The organism is Nocardioides sp. Z13_37 (assembly GCF_058355585.1).
On sequence record NZ_JBZGDV010000002.1, the window covers coordinates 747,134 to 767,330 of the forward strand.

Genomic DNA, 20,197 nt, shown 5'->3' on the forward strand with positions numbered 1-20,197 from the left:
CGCGCGGGAGGGGGCGAGGGAGGACAGCCGGGTCAGGGCTCGACGGTGACCTTGATCGCCTCGCCCTTGGCGACGATGTCGAAGACGCTCATCACGTCGTCGAGGGGTACGTGCCGGGTGATCAGGTCCTTGACCGGCACCTGGCCGGTGGAGATGTACTCCAGGGCCCGCTTGTTGTGCTCGGGGGAGGAGCCGTTGGCGCCGTGGACGTGCAGCTGGCGGTAGTGGATGAGGTTGGAGTCGGCCTTGATGTAGGGGTCGGTCTTGGGCAGGCCGCCGAAGAAGGAGATCCGGCCCTGGCGGGCGGCCATCGCGATGGCCTGCTCCTGGGTGACGTTGGCAGGGGTGGCGGTGATGACGATGTCGGCGCCGCGGCCGCCGGTGAGCTCCATGACCTTCTCGACCACGTCGACCTCGGAGGCGTTGATGACGTGGTCGGGCTGGACGGCGTCGGCCGACATTGCCAGCCGTGCCTCGTTGATGTCGACCAGCACGACGGTGCCGACCTTGTGGACGCCGCGGGCGATGCGGATGTGCATGCAGCCGATCGGGCCGGCGCCGAAGACGACGGTGAAGTCGCCCTCCTCGATGCCGAGCTGCTCCTGGGCGTTGATGGCGCACGCGAACGGCTCGGCGGCCGAGGCCTCGTCGAAGCCGACGTTGTCGGGGATGCGGTTGAGGCCGTCGACCTTGAGCACCTGCTCGGGCACGATCATGTACTCGGCGAACCCGCCGTCGTACTGGTAGCCGACCGACGTCTGGTTCTCGCAGACCTCCATCCAGCCCTTGCGGCACTCGTGGCACTCGCCGCACGGCACGGCGGCGATGGACTGCACGCGGTCGCCGACCTGGAAGCCGCCGAGCGCCTCGGCGCCGACCTCCACGACCTCACCGGCGACCTCGTGGCCCATCGTGGTCTCGCCGGTGATGTTGACGTGGCCGTTCTTCTTGATCTTCACGTCGGTGCCGCAGGTGGAGCAGTTGCGCACCTTGATCTTGACCTCGCGGGGGCCGCACTCGGGCTCGGGCACGTCGACGAGACGGACGTCCTCGGGGGCGAAGAAGCGAAGGGCCTTCATGGGCTGGTACCTCTCGTGGTGGTCGGCAGGGGATCGGCGGCTCGGGAGCGACCGCGACGCCGTCGGGAACGGTCCTCAGGCGGGGTCGGTGTCGTGCCCTGTTCACCACGTTAACGGGTGGAGTGGGGTTAAAGCCACACACTCGGGCAGCAATTCGTGCCCGAACGCTTGGCAACATGCCCGTTCGTGAGGTTTAATCGCGGAATCATGTGATGGGACTCACCCCGCGCTCACCTGGAGGACATCAGCATGGCGACCACGACTTCCACGCCCGCCTCGGGCACCAGTGCGCGCGTCCGCGTGCAGCGGTTCGGCACCTTCCTCTCCAACATGATCATGCCGAACATCCCGGCACTGATCGCGTGGGGACTGCTCACCGCCCTGTTCATCGACGTCGGCTGGCTCCCCAACGCCGACCTGGCCACGCTGGTCGGCCCGACGATCCACTACCTGCTCCCGATCCTCATCGCCGCCACGGGCGGCCGCATGGTCCACGGCGACCGCGGCGCCGTGGTCGGCGCCTTCGCCGTGATGGGCGCCATCGCCGGCTCCGACCTGCTGGTGGCGGAGTTCAACGCGACCCTGCCGCCCGACGCCTCGCAGCTCGGCCAGGTCCACATGTTCATCGGCGCGATGATCCTGGGCCCCCTCGCCGCCTACGTGATGAAGCGCCTCGACGCGCTGTGGGAGGGCAAGGTCAGGGCGGGCTTCGAGATGCTCGTCAACATGTTCTCGGCCGGCATCGTGGCCTTCCTCATGGCGCTGGTCGGCTTCTACGTGGTCGCACCGGTCGTCAACGAGGTCATGGACGTGCTCGGCAACGCCGTCGAGACGCTCGTCGACAACAACCTGCTGCCGCTGACGTCGTTGCTCATCGAGCCGGCCAAGGTCTTCTTCCTCAACAACGCCATCAACCACGGCGTGCTGACGCCCCTCGGCCTCACCGAGGCGGCCGAGACCGGCAAGTCGGTGCTGTTCCTGCTCGAGGCCAACCCCGGCCCCGGCCTCGGCCTGCTGGTGGCCTACTCGATCTTCGGCCGGGGCGTGGCCAAGGCCACCGCTCCCGGCGCGGCGATCATCCAGTTCCTGGGCGGCATCCACGAGATCTACTTCCCCTACGTGCTCATGAAGCCCCGGCTGATCCTGGCAATGATCGCCGGCGGCATGACCGGCGTCGCGATCAACGTCGCCCTCGACGTCGGCCTGCGGGCCCCCGCCGCGCCCGGCTCGATCTTCGCCGTCTACGCCCAGACCGCCCGCGACAGCTACCTCGGCGTGACGCTGTCGGTCCTCGCCTCGGCCGCGGTCACCTTCGCCGTCGCCGCGCTGCTGCTCAAGCTCGACCGCTCCGACGACGAGGGCGACCTCGCCGCCGCCACCGCGCAGATGGAGGCCAACAAGGGCAAGAAGTCGTCGGTCGCCGGTGCGCTCGCCGGCCGGGCCGCCGGCTCCGAGCCGATCCGCTCGATCGCCTTCGCCTGCGACGCCGGCATGGGGTCGTCGGCGATGGGCGCCTCGGTGCTGCGCAAGAAGATCCAGGACGCGGGCCACGGCGAGGTGAGCGTGGTCAACAAGGCCATCAGCAACCTCGACGACAGCTACGACCTCGTGGTGACCCACCAGGACCTCACCGACCGCGCCAGGGAGAGGACGCCGTCGGCGGTGCACGTCTCGGTGGACAACTTCATGGCGAGCCCCCGCTACGACGAGATCGTGGAGATGCTGGACGACGAGACGCCTGGCGCCACCACCGGCGCCACGGCGGGTGCCGCGGCCGGGCACGACGGTGGGACCGCGGCGGGCGACGTGCTGTCGCGCGACTCGATCGTCCTGGACGGCTCGGCCCGTACGCGCGACGACGCGATCACCGAGGCGGGCGAGCTCCTCGTCGCGGCCGGCGCCGTCGACCCGTCGTACGTCGAGGCGATGCACGAGCGGGAGCGGTCGGTCTCGACCCACATGGGCAACGGGCTCGCGATCCCGCACGGCACCAACGAGGCGAAGGGTGCGATCCACCGCTCCGCGCTGTCGTTCGTCCGCTACGACGACGGCATCGACTGGAACGGCAAGGAGGCCTTCTTCGTGGTCGGCATCGCCGGCGCCGGCGACGACCACCTCGCCTTGCTCCGCTCGCTCGCGACCGTGTTCGCCGACGAGTCGCAGGTGGCCCGCCTCCGGGCGGCCACCACGCCGGACGAGGTGCTCGCCGTGCTCGACGGCGTGAGCGTCTGACCCACTCGCCCCGGCTCGGCCCAGCCGAGCCGGGGCCCCGGCGGGGCCGGGTGCGGACGGGGCCGACCCACGGGGGCGGCCCCGTCCGTTCGTCGTCAGCCAGGCGCGGACGTGGGCGCGGACGCGGGCACGGAGGCGGGGGAGGGTGCGGCGGGAGCGGCGGCCGTGACCTCGACGGGGACGGCGTTGAGCGCAGCGTTGCCCGACACGTCGAGCCGCTCGGGGTCGGTCAGGTCGTTGACCGAGACGCCGGGGACCGCGCGGCTGCGCGCCATCAGGACGCCCTCCGCGGCGTGGCCGTAGCCGTGCGGGAGGGAGACCACGCCCGGCATCAGGTCGTCGCTCGCGGCCACCTCGACCTCCACCGACCCGATGCGCGAGCTGACCCGCACGCGGGAGCCGTCGGCGATCGAGCGGTCGGCCAGGTCGACGGGGTTCATCAGCAGCTGGTGGCGTGCGCGCCCCTTGGTGAGCCGCTCGGAGTTGTGCATCCAGGAGTTGCAGTCGCGCTGGTGGCGCCGGCCGATGAGGAGCAGGCCGTCGCCCGCCGGCTCGGGCACCGCCGCGAGCCGGGCGACGTCCTCGACGACCAGCGCGGGCGCCAGGTCCACCCGCTTGCCGCGTGAGGGCAGCCGGTCGGGCAGCTGCCCGCCGCGCAGCGGGCCGAGGTCGATGCCGGCCGGTCGCGCCCTCAGCTTGGCGAGGGTGACCCCGCTCGACCCGCGCCGCAGCAGCTGCCCGACGAGGAAGGTGGGGCTTGCGCTGAGCCGGGCCCGCTGCCGCAGCCGCGTGCGCAGGGGCGGCTTGCCGTCGAGCCGGGACGCCGTGCGCAGCGCGATCTCGCGGAAGATCTGCCAGTCGTGGCGCTGGTCGGGCTCCTTGTCGAAGACCGCCGGGGTGAACCGCGCCGTGTTCCGCACGGCGAGCAGGTGGAAGACGATGTCGTAGTGGTCGCGCTCGAGCGCCGTCGTCGGGGGCAGGATCACGTCGGCGTGCCGGGTGGTCTCGTTGACGTAGATGTCCACCGACGCCATGAAGTCGAGCCCGCGCAGGGCCCGGTCGAGCCGGGCGCCGTCGGGCGTGGAGAGCACCGGGTTGCCGGCGACGGTCAGCATCGCGCGCACCTGGCCGTCCCCGGGCGTCTCGATCTCCTCGCGCAGCGCCGCCACCGGCAGCTCGCCGGCCGTCTCGGGGAGCCCGCGCACGCGCGAGCGCCACACGTCATGGTGGCCGCGACCGATCAGCCCGGTGCCGACGGCGTCGATCGCGGGGGTGGTGAACATCGCCCCGCCGGGTCGGTCGAGGTTGCCGCTGATCACGTTGAGGCAGGTGACCGCCCACTGGCACACCGTGCCCCACGGTCCCGCCGAGACGCCGATCCGGCTGTAGACCACGCCCGACTCGGCGGCCGCGAGCTCGTGGGCGAGGCGACGGACCTCCGCGGCGGGGAGCCCGCTCATCGCCTCGGCGCGCTCGGGGGTGAAGGGGGCGACGAGGTCGACCACCGTCTCCAGCCCGTCGACGTACGACGCGACGGCGGGCGGCTGCCCGGTGGTCTCGGTGGTCTCGGTGGTGAGGACGTGCAGCATCGCGAGCAGCACCCACGCGTCGGTGCCGGGGCGCACGAAGTGGTGCTCGTCGGCGACCTTCGCGGTCTCGGTGCGGCGCGGGTCGAGCACGATCATGCGTCCGCCGCGGGCGCGGAGGTCGCGCACGCGCCGCGGGAAGTCGGGCACCGTCATCAGCGAGCCGTTGGACGCCATCGGGTTGCCGCCGACCACGAGGAACCACGACGTGCGGTCGATGTCGGGCACCGGCAGGAAGAGCTGGTGGCCGAAGACCAGGTGGGCCACGAGCTGGTGGGGGAGCTGGTCGACCGACGTCGCGGAGAAGCGATTCCTGGTGCGCAGCGCCTTGACCATCGCGGTGCCGTGGGTCATCGAGCCGAGGCTGTGCGCGTTGGGGTTGCCGAGGTAGATGCCGAGCGCGTCGGCGCCGTGCTCGTCGATGACCCGCGCGAGGTTGTCGGCGACCAGGTCGAGGGCCTCGTCCCAGCCGATCTCCTCCCACCGGGCCGCGGCGCCCTCCCCGATGCGGCGGACGGGGCGGCGCAGGCGGTCGGGGTCGGCGTACACGTCACCGATCGCGACCCCCTTGGGGCACACGTGCCCGCGCGACAGCGGGTCGGCGGGATTGCCCCGGACGCCGACGACCTCGCGGCCCTCGATCGTCAGCTCGAGGCCGCAGATCGCCTCGCAGAGGTTGCACACGCCGATGCGCTTCTCACCCATGCCTCGGATCGTCGCACGTCCGGGCACCCCGCAGGGGGGTGACAGAGTGCCGGCATCGGGCCAGACTCTCCCGGGCCTGCCCGCGGCTCACGCTCACCGGGCGAGCGACATCCCCAACAGAATGGAGCACGTCATGGGTTTCGGAGGGCCGATCGGCCTGATCGTCGTGGGACTGATCCTCGCGCTGGCGTTCAACCAGCAGCAGGTGGGTCCTCTCGAGGTGACCACACTGGGATGGATCCTCGTCGTCGCGGGTGCGCTGTGGCTGGTGCTGACCGTGGTCCAGCAGAACACCCGGCGCCGTCACGTCACCACCGCGACCACGACCGACGCGCAGGGACGCCAGGCGTCCACGCAGCGCACCACCGAGTCCGACCCGCCGCCGCCGGCCGTGTGAGTCGCTCGACCCGTACGTGACAGGAGCCCCCGCCGGACCTCGGCGGGGGCTCCTGTGCGCCGCCGCAGGGGGCCGTCGTGGATTGGGGAAGCCGCCCACGGCGTTGGTACGCTCAGCCGGTTGCCCGGGAGGGCGACACGCCGTATGAACGGCCGCGGACCCAGAGTGCCCCGGTGAACAGGCCCGGGCGCGCCGCGCAACGAGAACCGAAGGAGCCCCCATGTCGATTGGTACCGACGCGGAGACCAAGAAGAAGATCATCGCCGAGTACGCCCTGACCGAGGGCGACACCGGTTCGCCCGAGGTGCAGATCGCGCTGCTCAGCCACCGCATCTCCCACCTCACCGAGCACCTCAAGACGCACAAGCACGACCACCACAGCCGGCGTGGCCTGCTGCTCCTGGTCGGCCAGCGTCGCCGGCTGCTCAACTACCTGCAGAAGACCGAGATCGAGCGCTACCGCTCGATCGTCGAGCGCCTCGGCCTCCGCCGCTGAGCGAAGGAGCGGCTCCCCGCACGGGGGGGCCGCTCCTCTCACATCCGGGCCTCGCCGCGCTAGTGTCGACCCGGCACAACTGAAACACACCCAACAGGAGCGACCCGCCTCGTCGCCCGGTCCTCGGTAGTGGCCTTCAGATCCCCGCCTCAGGCAGGGACGATCTGCGGGCCTCGATCGAAGACCGGCCCCGCGGGACCTTCGATGGTCCACCACATGAGGGGTGGACGCCGCGGATCGCTCCGCGAAGAGAAAGCAGGATCCTGCTTCCATGAGTGAACCCATCATCTCCGCTGTCGAGACCGTCCTCGACAACGGCGCGTTCGGCAAGCGCACCATCAAGTTCGAGACGGGCCTCCTCGCCCGCCAGGCCGCCGGCTCCGTCACGGCCTACCTCGACGACGAGACCATGCTGCTCTCGGCCACCACCGCGTCCAAGCACCCCAAGGACCACTTCGACTTCTTCCCCCTGACGATCGACGTCGAGGAGCGGATGTACGCCGTGGGCCAGATCCCCGGCTCGTTCTTCCGCTCCGAGGGCCGCCCGGGCGAGGACGCGATCCTCACCTGCCGCCTGATCGACCGGCCGCTGCGCCCGACGTTCAAGAAGGGCCTGCGCAACGAGGTCCAGGTCGTCATCACCGTCCTCGCGCTCGACCCCAACATGCCCTACGACGTGCTGGCCATCAACGCCGCGTCGATGTCGACCCAGCTCTCCGGCCTGCCGTTCTCCGGCCCCGTCGGCGGCGTGCGCGTCGGCCTCATCGACGGCCAGTGGGTCGCCTTCCCGACCCACCAGCAGCTCGAGTCGGCCGTCTTCGACATGGTCGTCGCCGGCCGCGTCACCGAGACCGGCGACGTCGCGATCATGATGGTCGAGGCCGAGGCCACCGAGGAGACCATCGCGCTCGTCCAGGGCGGCGCCAAGGCGCCGACGGAGGAGGTCGTGGCCGGTGGCCTCGACGCCGCCAAGCCCTTCATCAAGCAGCTGTGCGAGGCGCAGTCGCAGCTCGCCGCCGAGGCCGCCAAGCCCGTGCAGGACTTCCCGGTCTTCCTCGACTACGAGGACGACGTCTACGCCGCCGTCGAGGCCGCGGTCAAGGACGACCTGAGCGCCGCCATGCAGATCGGCGACAAGCTCGAGCGCGAGGCCCGCAGCGACGAGCTCAAGGCCGGGCTGCTCGAGAAGCTCGCCGGCCAGTTCGAGGGCCGGGAGAAGGAGATCGGCGCAGCGTTCCGCGCCGTCAGCAAGTCGGTCGTGCGCGAGCGCGTCCTGCGCGACAAGATCCGCATGGACGGCCGCGGCCTCGCCGACATCCGCCCGCTGCACGCCGAGGTCGACGTGATCCCGCGCGTCCACGGCTCCGCGCTGTTCGAGCGTGGCGAGACCCAGATCCTGGGCGTCACCACCCTCGACATGCTCAAGATGGAGCAGCAGCTCGACACGCTGTCGCCGGAGAAGCACCGCCGCTACATGCACAAGTACGTCTTCCCGCCGTTCTCGACCGGCGAGACCGGCCGCGTGGGCTCGCCCAAGCGGCGCGAGGTCGGCCACGGCGCCCTGGCGCGCCGCGCGCTCCTCCCGGTCCTGCCCTCGCGCGAGGAGTTCCCCTACGCGATCCGCCAGCTCTCCGAGGCGATGGGCTCCAACGGCTCCACCTCGATGGGCTCGGTCTGCGCCTCGACCCTGTCGCTGCTGCAGGCCGGTGTGCCGCTGAAGGCCCCCGTCGCCGGCATCGCGATGGGCCTGATCTCCGGTGAGGTCGACGGCGAGACCGAGTACGTCGCGCTGACCGACATCCTCGGCGCCGAGGACGCGTTCGGCGACATGGACTTCAAGGTCGCCGGCACCCGCGAGTTCGTCACCGCGCTGCAGCTCGACACCAAGCTCGACGGCATCCCCGCCGAGGTGCTGGCCGCCGCGCTGACCCAGGCCCGCGACGCGCGCCTGGCGATCCTCGACGTGATGGGCGAGGCGATCGACGCTCCCGAGGAGATGTCGATCCACGCGCCGCGCATCATCACCGTCCGCGTGCCGGTCGACAAGATCGGCGAGGTGATCGGGCCCAAGGGCAAGGTCATCAACCAGATCCAGGACGACACGGGCGCGACGCTCTCGATCGAGGACGACGGCACGGTCTACATCGGCGCGACCAACGGCGAGGCCGCCGAGGCCGCGAAGGCGGCGGTCAACGCCATCGCCAACCCGACGATGCCCGAGATCGGCGAGCGCTACCTCGGCACCGTGGTGAAGACCACCAACTTCGGTGCCTTCGTCTCGCTCATGCCCGGCAAGGACGGCCTGCTGCACATCAGCAAGCTGCGCTCCCTCGCCGGCGGCAAGCGTGTCGAGGCCGTCGAGGACGTGCTCTCGGTCGGCCAGAAGGTCCAGGTCTCGATCGCCGAGATCGACGACCGCGGCAAGCTCTCGCTGGTCCCCGTCGTCGAGGACGAGGGCGGCTCGGAGGAGGCGGCCGAGGCCGGCTCCGACACCGCCCCCGTGTCCGACGACGAGTGACCCTCGTCTGACGCTCCACCCCACGACCGGTCGGCCACCTGGCCGGCCGGTCGTGGCGCTTCCCCCCGATCCACCCCCTCGAGACGGCCCTCCGGGCGCGTCCCGGCCCCGGAAGGACCCCAGTGCAGAAGAACGGCACCACCCGCACCCTCCACACGGTGAAGGACGCCGACGGAGCGGTCACCTCGCGCGTACGGCGCACGGTCCTGCCCAGCGGCATGCGCGTCGTCACCGAGCAGATGGCCGGCACCCGCTCGGCGAGCATCGGCGTATGGGTCGGGGTCGGCTCGCGCGACGAGACGCCGGTGCTGCACGGGTGCTCGCACTTCCTGGAGCACCTGCTGTTCAAGGGCACCCCCGAGCGCACGGCGATGGACATCTCGGTGGCGCTCGACGCCGTCGGCGGGGAGTTCAACGCCTTCACCACCAAGGAGTACACCGTCTTCCACGCGCGGGTCCTCGACGAGGACCTCGCCACCGCGGTCGACGTGCTGGGCGACATGGTGACGGCCTCGACCCTCACCGAGGCCGACGTGGAGGCAGAGCGCGACGTCATCCTCGACGAGATCGCCATGCACGACGACGACCCCGACGACGTGGTGCACAACATGTTCGCCCTCCAGGCGTGGGGCGACACCCCGCTGGGGCGGCCCATCGCCGGGACCGAGGCGTCCATCAGCGCGATGACCCGGGCCCAGATCCACCGCTTCTACCGGCGCCACTACCGACCCGACAACATGGTCGTGTCCGTCGCCGGCAACATCGACCACGCCAGCGTCGTGCGCCAGGTCAGGCAGGCGTTCGGGCGCGGCGGCTTCCTCGACGTCGAGGCCGAGCCGACCGCCTCCGTCCAGTCCGAGCGGGCCCGCAAGGTGCACCCCGGCGAGTCGCGCACGATCCGCCCGCAGGAGCAGGTCAACCTCGTCGTCGGCGTCAAGGGCCTCACCCGCACCGACCCGCGCCGCTACGCCCTCGGCGTGCTCAACACCGCCCTGGGCGGGGGCACCTCCTCGCGGATGTTCCAGGAGGTGCGCGAGCTGCGCGGCCTGGCCTACTCCGTCTACTCCTTCGCCACCCACCACGCCGACGCCGGCGTCGTGGGCGTCTCGGTGGGCTGCCTGCCGGGCAAGTACGACGCCGTGCTCGAGACCGTGCGCGCCGAGCTCGCCAAGGTCGCGGCCGACGGCCTGACCGAGGAGGAGGTCGAGCGCGGCAAGGGCCAGCTCAAGGGCGGCCTCGTGCTGGGCCTGGAGGACTCCGGGTCGCGCATGTCGCGCCTGGGCAAGGCCGAGCTCGTCCACGACGAGCTGCTCACCATCGACGAGGTCGTCGCGCGCATCGAGGCGGTCACCGCCGACGACGTGGCGACGCTCGCCGCGGAGCTCTTCAGCCAGCCCGAGCTGCTCGCGGTCGTGGGGCCGAAGGCCTGACCGGCGGGGCCGCGGGCCGCTGGGGGCGGGTGGCGATCAGCACTCCGGCCACCACCAGCACCGCGCCCACCGCCTCGCCGGGGCTGACGGCCTCGCCGAGGACGACCCAGGCGGCGCTCATCCCGACGACCGGCACCAGCATCGAGAACGGCGCCACCGTCCCGGCCGGGTGCCGGGCCATCAGCCACGTCCAGATGCCCGAGCCGAGCACCGTGCCCACCAGGACGGTGTAGCCGAGGCCGACGACCGCCGGGAGCGCGCTGGGGGAGTCCCACCGGGTCATCGAGTCCGCGATCTGGTCAGGACCCTCGACGACGAGCGAGAGGGCGAGCATCGGCAGCACCGGCACCACAGACATCCACAGGGCGAGGTGGAGCGGCTTCGATGCCCGCGCCTGCGCCGAGCAGAGGTTGCCCACCGCCCACGAGAGCGCCCCGGCGAGCACCAGCACGAACGGCACGAAGGCCGCCGGGCCGTCGAGTCGCTGCGCCCCGACGACGCCGAGCCCCGCCACCGCGACCAGCACCCCCAGTGCCGCGCGGGGCGTGAGCCGGCTGCGCAGGAGCACGCTCGCCAGGACCACGGTGAACGGCGCCGATGCCTGCAGCACCAGCGACGACAGCCCGGCGGGCATGCCGGCCGCCATTCCCCAGTAGAGGAACAGGAACTGGAACGTGCCGAACCCGAGCCCGTAGCCGACCAGCCAGCGGAGCGGGACCCGGGGCAGCGGGACGAGCAGCACCGTCGGGACGGCGAGCAGCGCGAACCGGAGGGCGACGAGGAAGAACGGCGGGAAGTGCTGCAGCGACGCGTCGATCGCCAGGAAGTTGAGCCCCCAGCACACGGCGACGAGCGCGGCAAGGAGGCGGTGACGGGTCGGCACGCCCACACCCTCGTCGCCGGGGAGGGTGAAGGACAAGCGAAATGTCGTACATGGTCTGTTTAGGATCGCTGCATGGACGTCCGGCACCTGGAGCTGTTGCGCGAGCTCGACGACCGCGGCTCGGTGACCGCCGTCGCCGCTGCTACCCACCGCACCCCGTCCGCGGTCTCGCAGCAGCTGCGCAGCGCGGAGCGGGCGTTCGGCGCCCCGCTGGTCCAGGCCCAGGGACGGGGAGTCCGGCTGACCGACGCCGGTCGGGTGCTCGCGGCGGCCGGACGCGACGTCGCGATCGCGGTCGCCCAGGCCCAGGCGCGGTGGGACGAGTTCCGCGGCACGGCGAGCGGCGTGGTCTCGCTCGCGGCACTGCCGAGCGCCGCGACGTTCCTGCTTCCCGGGGTCCTTCGCGAGCTCGTCGACGAGCCGATCGAGGTCGTCTGCACCGACCTCGACATCGCCGAGGCGGCCTACGCCGGCCAGGTCACCGACCACGACGTCGTCATCGCGCACAGCGCCGACCGCATCCCGCCGCGTTCGGAGGGCCTGCTCGTGCGCCGACTCGTGCGCGAACCGCTGGACGTCGCGATGGCTGCCGGCCACCCGCTCGTCGCCCAGGACCGGGTGACGCCGCAGGACCTCGTCGGGTGGCCGTGGATCGGCGTCCCGCTGGGCTACCCGTTCGACAGCGTGCGGCTGGCGGTCGAGGAGGTGACGGGGCGGCGCATCGACGTACGCCAGCGGGTGCGCGACAACCGGCTGGTCGAGGCGCTGGTGGGAGCGGGGGAGTGCGTCGCCGTGCTGCCGCGCTTCACCGCGCCTGCGGGGGACGCGGTCGTGCTGCGCCCGCTCGCGGGCATCGAGTCGGGCCGGCACGTCGTCGCGATCATGCGTGCCGACCGCGCCCAGCGGCTGGCGGTCCGACGGGTGCTCGCCGCGCTCGAGACGGTGGCAGCGCGGTTCGGGGAGCCGACGGCCTCGCGATGAGCCTCAGCGCCGGGCGATGATCCCGATGACCGGGGGAGCCTTCTGCTCGACCACGCTCACCCGGAACCCGCCGCGCAGCAGGTTCTCCGAGGCCTTCTTCACGATGTTGGGCACCAGCTCGGGGCGCGCCGCCTCGTAGAAGAGGTAGACCGCGCCTCCCGGGACGACCCGCTCGTGGAGCAGGGCGATCTCGTCGTCGCACGAGCGGACCCAGAACAGGTTGACGTTGAAGGCGAAGACCTTGTTGAGCCGCTTGACCGGCACCCGCAGCGTCGCGAGGTCGATCTGGCGCACGACGAGGCGGCCGGCGTCGACGTACTTCTGGTTGCGGCGCTTGGTGCGGTCGACGCCCGACTCGGAGCGGTCGATCGCGAACAGCTTGCCGGTCTCGAGCCGCGCGCAGATCGCCTCGGCGCCGGCGCCGGGGCCGCACCCGATCTCGAGGACCTGGTCAGCCGGCTGGACGTCCATGAGGTCGACCGCCCACTTGATGCGCGGCGGGATGGTCGATGGTGGCATGGCCTACAGCCTGCCAGACGCCAGCACCCGAGTCAGCCACCGCCACTCGGCGGACGCCTCCTGCCGATACGGTTGACGCGTGAGCGCAACTGCAGACGGACCAGCCGGTGACCGCACGAGGGTCGGTGTGCTCGGCGCACGCGGCAAGGTCGGCGCCGAGGTGTGCCGGGCGGTCGAGGCCGCCCCCGACACCGAGCTGGTCGCCTCCGTCGACGCCGGCGACGACATCGAGGAGCTCGTCCGCTCCGGCGCCGAGGTGGTCGTCGACTTCACCAACCCGGACGTGGTGATGGACAGCCTCCGCTTCTGCATCGAGCGCGGCATCCACGCGGTCGTCGGCACGACGGGCTTCGACCGCGAGCGCCTCGACCAGCTCGAGGAGTGGCTGGCCGACGCGCCGGGCGTGGGGGTGCTGATCGCGCCCAACTTCTCGATCGGGGCGATCCTGATGATGCGGTTCGCCGCCCGGGCCGCGCCGTTCTTCGAGTCCGTCGAGGTGGTCGAGCTGCACCACCCCGACAAGGCCGACGCGCCGTCGGGCACCGCCCGTCGCACGGCCGAGCTCATCGCGGCGGCCCGCCGCGAGGCCGGCAGCGCCCCCATGCCCGACGCCACCTCGACCGGCCTCGAGGGCGCCCGCGGCGCCGACGTCGACGGCGTACGCGTGCACGGCCTGCGGGTCCGTGGCCTCGTCGCGCACCAGGAGGTCGTCCTCGGGGCGGCGGGGGAGACGCTGACGATCCGCCACGACTCGCTCGACCGCGTCTCGTTCACCCCCGGCGTGCTCACCGGCGTGCGGGCCATCGCCGACCACCCCGGCCTCACGGTCGGGCTCGAGGAGTTCCTCGACCTCGGGTGAGCCACCGCCGCCGCCCGTTGCCGGGTGGGTGGGGACCTCAGACGAGCCGGGCGAGCGCCGCGACGACCGACGCGCCCACCACGACGACGAGGAACGGCGCCCGCAGCAGCAGCGCGACGACGGCGAAGGCGAGGCCGAGGGCACGGGCGTCCAGCGCCAGCGACGTGCCCGTGGAGAACGCCTGCACGGCGACCAGCGCGGCGAGCAGGGCGACGGGGATGAGGTCGGCGACCCGCTCGACCGTGGGATGGGCCAGGACGCGCTCGGGCAGCGACAGCCCGGCGAGCTTGAGGAGGTAGCAGCCGACGCCGGCCACCAGGACCGCGGTCCACATCAGGGGGCGCCTCCCGTCGCGTCGTCGGACGGCCCAGCGGCCCGGTCCGGACGTCGGCCGATCACCCCGCCGAGCAGCGCCACGCCTCCCGCGGCCAGCACCGGCACGCCTGCCGCGGTCACCGGCACGACGCTCAGCGCCACGGCTGCGGCGAGGACGGCGACCAGGACGTTGCGCCGCTCGCGCAGCCGCGGCCAGAGCAGGGCGAGGAAGGCCGCCCCGACCGCCGCGTCGAGCCCGAACGTGCGCGGGTCGCCGACGGCCTCGCCGGCGACCGCCCCGGCGAGCGTGGCGAGGTTCCACAGGGCGAAGACCGCCGCCCCCGTGGTGAGGAAGCCCAGGCGGGCGCCCTCGGTGGTGCCGCGGTTGACCGCCATGGCCGTCGACTCGTCGATCAGCACGTGCGCAGCCGCGGCCCGCCGCCACCCCCGCCACTGCAGGAGCGGGGCCATCCGCAGGCCGTAGAGGGTGTTGCGGGTGCCGAGGAGCAGGGCGGTGGCGGCACCCGACAGCGGGGTACCCCCCGCGGCGACGACGCCGACCAGGGCGAACTGGCTGGCGCCGGTGAACATCAGCAGCGACAGCACGCACGTCTGGGCGATGCTGAGCCCGGAGGCGACGGACACGGCCCCGAACCCGATGCCGTAGGCACCGGTGGCCACGCCCACGGCGAGGCCGTCGCGGACGATCCCCGACCGCTCACCGGGGGTGAGGGCAGCGTCTGGCACGACCCGAGGCTAGGTCATCCGGGAGGGCGCCCCGGGTGCCGTCTCAGTGGCGCCGCGGCCGCACAGGACGCCGGCGCTGCTGGAAGTCGTGGACGAGCGCGAACGCCGCGAGCGCCCCCGCGACGCCTCCCGCGACCAGGCCGACGCGGAGGTTGAGCGGCACCGCCGGCACGGTGCCGATCCACAGCCCGATGCCGACGCAGACGACGAGGGCCGAGACGACGATCACCAGCCGGTGGAGGGCGGGAAGGGGACCTAGCATCTGGACTCCCGGGGTGGACCGGCGAGGTGGCCGGACCTCCATGGTGACGCGCGTCACAAAAAAATCAAGGTCCCATCAAGGACGACGGTCGTGCTCAGGCGATCGCGGTGTGGAGGCGGACCTGCTTGACGGTGGTCGTCCCGGTGCCGTCGAGGTCGAGCTCGCGGTGGGCGGTGTCGGGTGCCCAGCCGGCGTCGACGAGGAAGGTGCGCAGTGCGTCGTCGGCCGCGTTGACCCAGGTCACCGCGCGGGTGAAGCGGTCGGCGGCCAGGGTGTCGACGGCCGCCTGCAGCAGCCGTGAGCCGTGGCCCTTGGCCCGCTCGCCGGGGTCGAGGGTGACCTCGGCCAGCTCGCCGTCCGAGACCGGGTCGCAGTCGGGGTCGGCGGCGGGCGAGGTCAGCGCGAAGCCGACCACGCGGTTGCGCTCGAGCGCGACGAGCACGCGGTTGCGTGCGTCGGCGGGGCGCGTGAGTGCCTGGCGCCACTGGGCGGCGACGGCGTCGACGTCGCTCGGCAGCACCTCGGCCGGCACGAGGCCCGCGTAGAGGTCGGGCCAGGCCCGCACCTGCACGGCCGCGATCGCGGCGGCGTCGTCGGCCCAGGCTACGCGTACGGACACGTCGGCGGTGGGCCCGGCGCCGGCGGGCGGGTGGGTGTGGCTCATCGGCGCCGGCTCATCGGTAGGTCTCGGGGAGCTTCTGGCCGATCTTGACCTGCGCCTTGGGCAGCCGGAGGAACTTCATCTGGAGCGAGCGCATCGCGGCGTAGAGGGTGGCGCCCTTCGTCGGCTCGCCGGGGAAGCGGCGCGCGAGCTCGCGGCGCAGGCGGAAGCGGAGCATGACGATGTCGAAGACGATCACCAGCAAGGTGGTGAACAGCACGGTGTTGCCGAGCTGGACCATGCTGGGGTTGCCGGAGTAGCCGAGGACCATCGACGCGATCAGCAGCGGGATCATCAGCTCGATGAACGAGAACCGGGAGTCGACGAAGTCGCGGATGAAGCGGCGCACCGGACCACGGTCGCGGGCGGGCAGGTAGCGCTCCTCGCCGGTCTTCATCGCCTCGCGCATCTTGCGGGAGCTGTCGCCGCGTGCGGCCCGCTGTGCCGCGGCCTGCTCCTTGCGGGTGCGGGGCACCTTCGCGCGGGCACGGGCGGCCGCCTCGGCCTCCTTGCGCGTCGGCGTGGGCCGACCCTTGCCACCCACCTTGTCGATGGTGGTGGGGGTCTCCGGCTCGGGACTGGTACGTCGGAACACGCGTGCTGCCTTCACATGGATCGGATGCTGGGGCCAGCCTATCGTCGCGCTCCACGGGTGCCGCGTCGCGGGATGGCCTACCTCGCACTTGGGTTTGGTTCTAGGGTGAGAACAATCAGCCCGCCGCGATCCAGCCACCACCTCCGCATGACCAAGAGAGGGTCTCCACCCCGATGAGTCTCATGAAGCGCATCAGCCTGATCTTCCGCTCCAAGGCGAACAACGCCCTGGACAGGGCGGAGGACCCCCGCGAGACCCTCGACTACAGCTACCAGCGCCAGCTCGAGCTGCTCTCGAAGGTGCGGCGCGGCGTGGCCGACGTCGCGACCAGCCGCAAGCGCGTCGAGCTCCAGGTCAACCAGATCGAGCAGCAGGCCGCCAAGCTGCAGGGACAGGCCGAGAAGGCCATCGCCGCCGGGCGCGAGGACCTCGCCCGTGAGGCGCTGACCCGGAAGTCGGGGCTCGCCTCGCAGATCACCGCGCTCAAGGAGCAGCAGGCCACGCTCCAGGGCGAGGAGGAGAAGCTGGTCCTGGCCCAGCAGCGGCTGCAGGCGAAGGTCGAGGCCTTCCGCACCCGCAAGGAGACCATCAAGGCCACCTACACCGCGGCCGAGGCGCAGACGCGCATCGGTGAGGCGATGTCGGGCATCGGCGAGGAGATGGGCGACGTCGGCCTCGCGATCCAGCGTGCCGAGGACAAGACCGCCCAGATGCAGGCGCGCGGGCAGGCCATCGACGAGCTGATCGCCTCGGGCGCGCTCGACGACGCCTCCCAGGTCAACGCCGGCGACGACATCGCGCGCGAGCTCGACGCGCTCAGCTCCGGCTCCGACGTGGAGGCCGAGCTGGCCCGTCTCAAGGCAGCCAGCAACCCCCAGGCCATCGAGGCCGGCGACGGCGACATCCTCGCGGAGTCGCCCGAGTCGGTGCGGGCCGACAACGAGGGCACCGAGGGCGGACGGGCATGATCGTGCGCATCCTCGGCGAGGGGCAGTACGACCTCGACGACCATGCCCTCGAGGCCCTCAACGGTCTCGACACCCAGATCGAGCAGGCGATCGAGTCGGGTGACGAGGAGATGTTCCGCACGGCGCTGCACGGGCTGCTGTCCGCGGTGCGCTCCAGCGGCACCCACCACTCCCTCGACGCGCTCGACGAGTCCGACCTGATCCTGCCCCCGCCCGACGCGACGATCGACGAGGTCCGTGCGCTCCTCGGCGACGACGGCCTGATCCCCGGCTGAGGCGCCCCGACCGGTGGCCACCTCCCGCTTCATCAAGGACTCCGGGCTGACCGCCCGGATGACCCTGACCATGTTCCTGCTCGGAGCGCTGTTCGTCGCGCTGGTCGTGGTGGTGATCCAGTTCGTGGGCGCCGGCTCCGCGCCGATCGTGGCGCTGATCGCGATCGGCGTGGCGTTCTGGCAGTGGTGGACCTCCGACAAGGTCGCGATGCGGGCCATGCGCGCCCGCGAGGTCACGCCCGAGGAGGCCCCCGAGCTGCACGGCATGATCGACCGGCTCTGCGCCCTGGCCGACATGCCCAAGCCGCGGGTCGGGGTCTCCGACCTCGCCGTGCCCAACGCCTTCGCCACCGGACGTTCGCCGGAGCGCTCCGTGGTGTGCGTGACGACCGGGATCCTGCGCACCCTCGACGCCGATGAGCTCGAGGCGGTGCTCGCGCACGAGCTGAGCCACGTCGCCCACCGCGACGTGCTCGTGATGACCGTCGCCTCGTCGGCCGGCATCGCGGCCGGCCTGCTGATGCGCTTCGCGCAGTTCGGCGGGATGAGCCGCTCGCGCAACAACAACAGCGCGCTGCCCGCGGTGCTGGTCGCCGTCCTCGTGAGCCTGGTCGTCTACGCCGTGAGCTTCCTGCTGCTGCGCCTGCTCTCGCGCTACCGCGAGCTCAGCGCCGACCGGGCCGGCGCCTACCTGACCCTCAAGCCGGGCTCGCTCGCCAGCGCCCTGCAGAAGATCAGCGGCGAGGCCGCGGCCACCCCGCAGCGCGACCTGCGGGCCTCCAGCGACGTCGGCGCGGCCAGCGCGCTGTGCATCGTCCCGGCCCTGCACGGCGGCCTCGGCGGCCTGATGGCGACCCACCCCCCGCTCCAGCAACGCCTCGAGCAGCTCGCCCGCATCCAGGCCGAGCTCGGCCGGCCGACCGGCTGAGGGGGCCCGGATGGGACTCTGGGACGTCCTGCGTGCGCGGACGCAGCCCAAGCGCAACAACCTCGACGCCCTCTTCCACGTGCCGAGCGCGGCGATCACGCTGCAGACGGCGCTGGGATTCGAGCCGACCGGCATCGGGTCGGTCTGCTACCGCTCGGCGGCGGGGGCGGCGTTCGCCCAGACGCAGTCCGACGTGCTGGGCCTGCTCCGCGACGACGACGAGGCGCCCGACGTCGAGCTCACCCAGGACGACTTCGGCTTCACCTGGCTCGTCGTCACCGGCGACAAGGACGACATGGCGGGCCTGTGCACCGACCTCCACGCGGTCAACACCACCTTGGAGCTCAACGGCTTCGAGTCGGGGCTGCTGTGCTCGATGGTGCCGTTCGCCAACGCGTCCGGTCAGCGGTTCGGGCTCACCTACCTCTACAAGCAGGGCACGTTCTACCCGTTCGCGCCGACCGGGGGACAGACGCGCGACACGCTGCTCGAGCTGTCGGTGCGCGACCTGCTGCAGTCCGAGCTGCCGATGGAGGCCGACCTCCAGCGGTGGCTGGCGGTGTGGAAGGCGCCCGGCCTGTGAACGACGGCGAGGCGCGCGAGCGCGCCATCGCGGCATACGGCGTCCTCCGCGACCCGCCGCGGCCCGAGCTCGACTCGCTCGTGCAGCTCGCCGCCCAGGTGGCCGGCGTGCCGTACGCGGCGGTCAACCTGCTGGGCTCCGACGTGCAGCACCAGGTCGCGACGACGGGGTTCGCGGGGGCGGACTCGCCGGTGGACCGCTCGATGTGCCGGCTGGTGGTGGAGAGCGGCGAGCCGATCATGCTGGAGGACGCGGGCCGCGACGTGCGGTTCGCCACGAACCCCTGGACGACCGGCGAGATCGCCCACGTGAGGTACTACGGCTCGCACCCGCTCACCACGCCGTCCGGTGTCACCATCGGCACGCTCTGCGTCTTCGACGACCGCCCGCACGAGGTGAGCAGCGAGGCGGCGCACGGCCTGGCGCAGCTCGCCGACCGCGTCGTCGACGTCCTCGAGCTCGAGCTCGCCTCGCGTCGCCTCGCCGAGGCCAACGCCCGGCTCAGCACCTCCAACGAACGGCTGGCCAACTTCGCCGGGCAGGTCAGCCACGACCTCAAGAACCCGCTGACCTCCATCTCCCTGTCGCTCGAGACGCTCGAGCTCGACGTCGAGGCGCCGGACCAGCTCGACACCCTCGCCCGGGCGCGCCGCGGCGTCGACCGGATGACCGGGCTGATCGCCAACCTGCTGGAGTTCGCCCAGCAGGGCCGGGCGCCGGGGGACGACGTCGTCGACCTCGCCGCCGAGGTGTCGACGGCGCTCGACGACCTGGCTGGGCGGCTCCCGCGCGAACGCGTGGAGGTGGGCGTGCTGCCGCTCGTGCGCGGTGACGCGGCCCAGCTGCGCGCGGTGCTGATGAACCTGCTCGACAACGCGGCGAAGTTCGCCGGGCCCGGAGCGGTGCCGGAGGTCGATGTCGACTCGGTCGCGGTCGACGGGCACCACCGGGTCGAGGTGCGCGACCGCGGCCGCGGCGTCCCCGACGACATGCGCGAACGGGTCTTCGCCCCGCTCGCGCGGCTCGACAAGAGCGTCGATGGCTCGGGCATCGGGCTGGCGACGTGCCGCCGGATCGTCGAGGCCCATGGCGGCCGGATGGGCGTGGAGGCCCGTGACGGCGGCGGGTCGGTGTTCTGGTTCGAGCTGCCCCGCCCCGACGCCTGAGCGCAGCGGCGC

At 72.3% G+C, this 20,197-nt stretch carries 21 protein-coding genes; 12 read left to right on the top strand and 9 right to left on the bottom strand.

Translation table 11 applies throughout. The features are described from left to right. Positions 1-32 precede the first annotated feature (32 nt). Positions 33-1,079 carry a zinc-dependent dehydrogenase gene (locus tag AC4H2S_RS08575; protein WP_491496534.1) on the bottom strand — a complete coding sequence of 349 codons (1,047 nt, stop codon included), beginning with the start codon at positions 1,077-1,079 and terminating at the stop codon, positions 33-35. A 249-nt stretch (positions 1,080-1,328) separates the two neighbouring features. On the opposite strand from AC4H2S_RS08575, the gene AC4H2S_RS08580 reads away from it, so the two are divergent. Further along, on the top strand, positions 1,329-3,311 hold the full coding sequence (locus AC4H2S_RS08580; protein ID WP_491496535.1) for a PTS mannitol transporter subunit IICBA: 1,983 nt from the start codon (positions 1,329-1,331) through the stop codon (positions 3,309-3,311). 95 nt (positions 3,312-3,406) lie between these two features. Here the strand turns inward: AC4H2S_RS08580 and AC4H2S_RS08585 are convergent, their stop codons facing one another. After that, positions 3,407-5,602 (bottom strand): molybdopterin-dependent oxidoreductase, encoded by a 2,196-nt coding sequence (locus AC4H2S_RS08585; RefSeq protein ID WP_491496536.1) that lies wholly within the window; start codon positions 5,600-5,602, stop codon positions 3,407-3,409. Positions 5,603-5,735: 133 nt separating this feature from the next. On the opposite strand from AC4H2S_RS08585, the gene AC4H2S_RS08590 reads away from it, so the two are divergent. The 4 genes from AC4H2S_RS08590 to AC4H2S_RS08605 all read left to right on the top strand — a co-directional run bounded on the left by AC4H2S_RS08590 (position 5,736) and on the right by AC4H2S_RS08605 (position 10,443). After that, positions 5,736-5,999 (top strand): DUF6458 family protein, encoded by a 264-nt coding sequence (locus tag AC4H2S_RS08590; protein WP_491496537.1) that lies wholly within the window; start codon positions 5,736-5,738, stop codon positions 5,997-5,999. Positions 6,000-6,219: 220 nt separating this feature from the next. Further along, complete coding sequence (rpsO, locus tag AC4H2S_RS08595) at positions 6,220-6,495, top strand: 30S ribosomal protein S15 (RefSeq protein ID WP_056906479.1); 276 nt, start codon at positions 6,220-6,222, stop codon at positions 6,493-6,495. 271 nt (positions 6,496-6,766) lie between these two features. Next, entirely contained in the window at positions 6,767-9,013 is a 2,247-nt protein-coding gene (locus tag AC4H2S_RS08600; protein ID WP_491496538.1) for a polyribonucleotide nucleotidyltransferase, read from the top strand. 122 nt (positions 9,014-9,135) lie between these two features. Next, the gene (locus AC4H2S_RS08605) at positions 9,136-10,443 is read left to right on the top strand and encodes a M16 family metallopeptidase (RefSeq protein WP_491496539.1); all 1,308 of its coding nucleotides are present in this window, start codon (positions 9,136-9,138) and stop codon (positions 10,441-10,443) included. On the opposite strand, the gene AC4H2S_RS08610 is transcribed toward AC4H2S_RS08605, so the two are convergent. Further along, complete coding sequence (locus tag AC4H2S_RS08610) at positions 10,400-11,362, bottom strand: EamA family transporter (RefSeq protein ID WP_491496540.1); 963 nt, start codon at positions 11,360-11,362, stop codon at positions 10,400-10,402. The two genes, AC4H2S_RS08605 and AC4H2S_RS08610, sit on opposite strands and share 44 nt — an antisense overlap. Positions 11,363-11,398: 36 nt before the next feature. Between AC4H2S_RS08610 and AC4H2S_RS08615 the strand changes: the two genes are divergently transcribed. Further along, complete coding sequence (locus AC4H2S_RS08615; RefSeq protein WP_491496541.1) at positions 11,399-12,307, top strand: LysR family transcriptional regulator; 909 nt, start codon at positions 11,399-11,401, stop codon at positions 12,305-12,307. Positions 12,308-12,310: 3 nt separating this feature from the next. On the opposite strand, the gene AC4H2S_RS08620 is transcribed toward AC4H2S_RS08615, so the two are convergent. Then, positions 12,311-12,826, bottom strand: a complete 516-nt coding sequence (locus tag AC4H2S_RS08620; RefSeq protein WP_491496542.1) for a class I SAM-dependent methyltransferase — start codon at positions 12,824-12,826, stop codon at positions 12,311-12,313. Positions 12,827-12,905: 79 nt separating this feature from the next. Here AC4H2S_RS08620 and dapB point away from each other — a divergent pair, with 79 nt between their 5' ends. Beyond that, on the top strand, positions 12,906-13,685 hold the full coding sequence (gene dapB, locus AC4H2S_RS08625) for a 4-hydroxy-tetrahydrodipicolinate reductase (RefSeq protein WP_491496543.1): 780 nt from the start codon (positions 12,906-12,908) through the stop codon (positions 13,683-13,685). 37 nt (positions 13,686-13,722) lie between these two features. On the opposite strand, the gene AC4H2S_RS08630 is transcribed toward dapB, so the two are convergent. The 5 genes from AC4H2S_RS08630 to AC4H2S_RS08650 form a co-directional block, all read right to left on the bottom strand. Then, on the bottom strand, positions 13,723-14,019 hold the full coding sequence (locus AC4H2S_RS08630; protein WP_491496544.1) for an AzlD domain-containing protein: 297 nt from the start codon (positions 14,017-14,019) through the stop codon (positions 13,723-13,725). Continuing rightward, positions 14,019-14,747: an AzlC family ABC transporter permease gene (locus tag AC4H2S_RS08635; protein ID WP_491496545.1), complete on the bottom strand. Its 729-nt coding sequence runs from the start codon at positions 14,745-14,747 to the stop codon at positions 14,019-14,021. Before AC4H2S_RS08635 ends, AC4H2S_RS08630 begins: the two co-directional genes overlap by 1 nt. Positions 14,748-14,790: 43 nt before the next feature. Then, positions 14,791-15,009: a hypothetical protein gene (locus tag AC4H2S_RS08640; RefSeq protein WP_491496546.1), complete on the bottom strand. Its 219-nt coding sequence runs from the start codon at positions 15,007-15,009 to the stop codon at positions 14,791-14,793. 94 nt (positions 15,010-15,103) lie between these two features. After that, entirely contained in the window at positions 15,104-15,673 is a 570-nt protein-coding gene (locus AC4H2S_RS08645; protein ID WP_491496547.1) for a GNAT family N-acetyltransferase, read from the bottom strand. Between the two features lie 10 nt (positions 15,674-15,683). Continuing rightward, entirely contained in the window at positions 15,684-16,265 is a 582-nt protein-coding gene (locus tag AC4H2S_RS08650; RefSeq protein WP_491496548.1) for a DUF3043 domain-containing protein, read from the bottom strand. Between the two features lie 173 nt (positions 16,266-16,438). Between AC4H2S_RS08650 and AC4H2S_RS08655 the strand changes: the two genes are divergently transcribed. The 5 genes from AC4H2S_RS08655 to AC4H2S_RS08675 are packed head-to-tail and all read left to right on the top strand — an operon-like array spanning position 16,439 to position 20,185. Continuing rightward, positions 16,439-17,233: a PspA/IM30 family protein gene (locus AC4H2S_RS08655; protein ID WP_491496549.1), complete on the top strand. Its 795-nt coding sequence runs from the start codon at positions 16,439-16,441 to the stop codon at positions 17,231-17,233. Next, the gene (gene pspAA, locus AC4H2S_RS08660; protein WP_491496550.1) at positions 17,230-17,508 is read left to right on the top strand and encodes a PspA-associated protein PspAA; all 279 of its coding nucleotides are present in this window, start codon (positions 17,230-17,232) and stop codon (positions 17,506-17,508) included. Before AC4H2S_RS08655 ends, pspAA begins: the two co-directional genes overlap by 4 nt. A gap of 13 nt (positions 17,509-17,521) precedes the next feature. Further along, on the top strand, positions 17,522-18,436 hold the full coding sequence (htpX, locus tag AC4H2S_RS08665; protein ID WP_491496551.1) for a zinc metalloprotease HtpX: 915 nt from the start codon (positions 17,522-17,524) through the stop codon (positions 18,434-18,436). A 10-nt stretch (positions 18,437-18,446) separates the two neighbouring features. Further along, positions 18,447-19,019 (top strand): PspA-associated protein PspAB, encoded by a 573-nt coding sequence (pspAB, locus tag AC4H2S_RS08670; RefSeq protein ID WP_491496552.1) that lies wholly within the window; start codon positions 18,447-18,449, stop codon positions 19,017-19,019. Then, positions 19,016-20,185, top strand: coding sequence for a GAF domain-containing sensor histidine kinase (locus AC4H2S_RS08675; RefSeq protein ID WP_491496553.1), 1,170 nt, complete (start codon positions 19,016-19,018; stop codon positions 20,183-20,185). Before pspAB ends, AC4H2S_RS08675 begins: the two co-directional genes overlap by 4 nt. Positions 20,186-20,197: the final 12 nt, after the last annotated feature.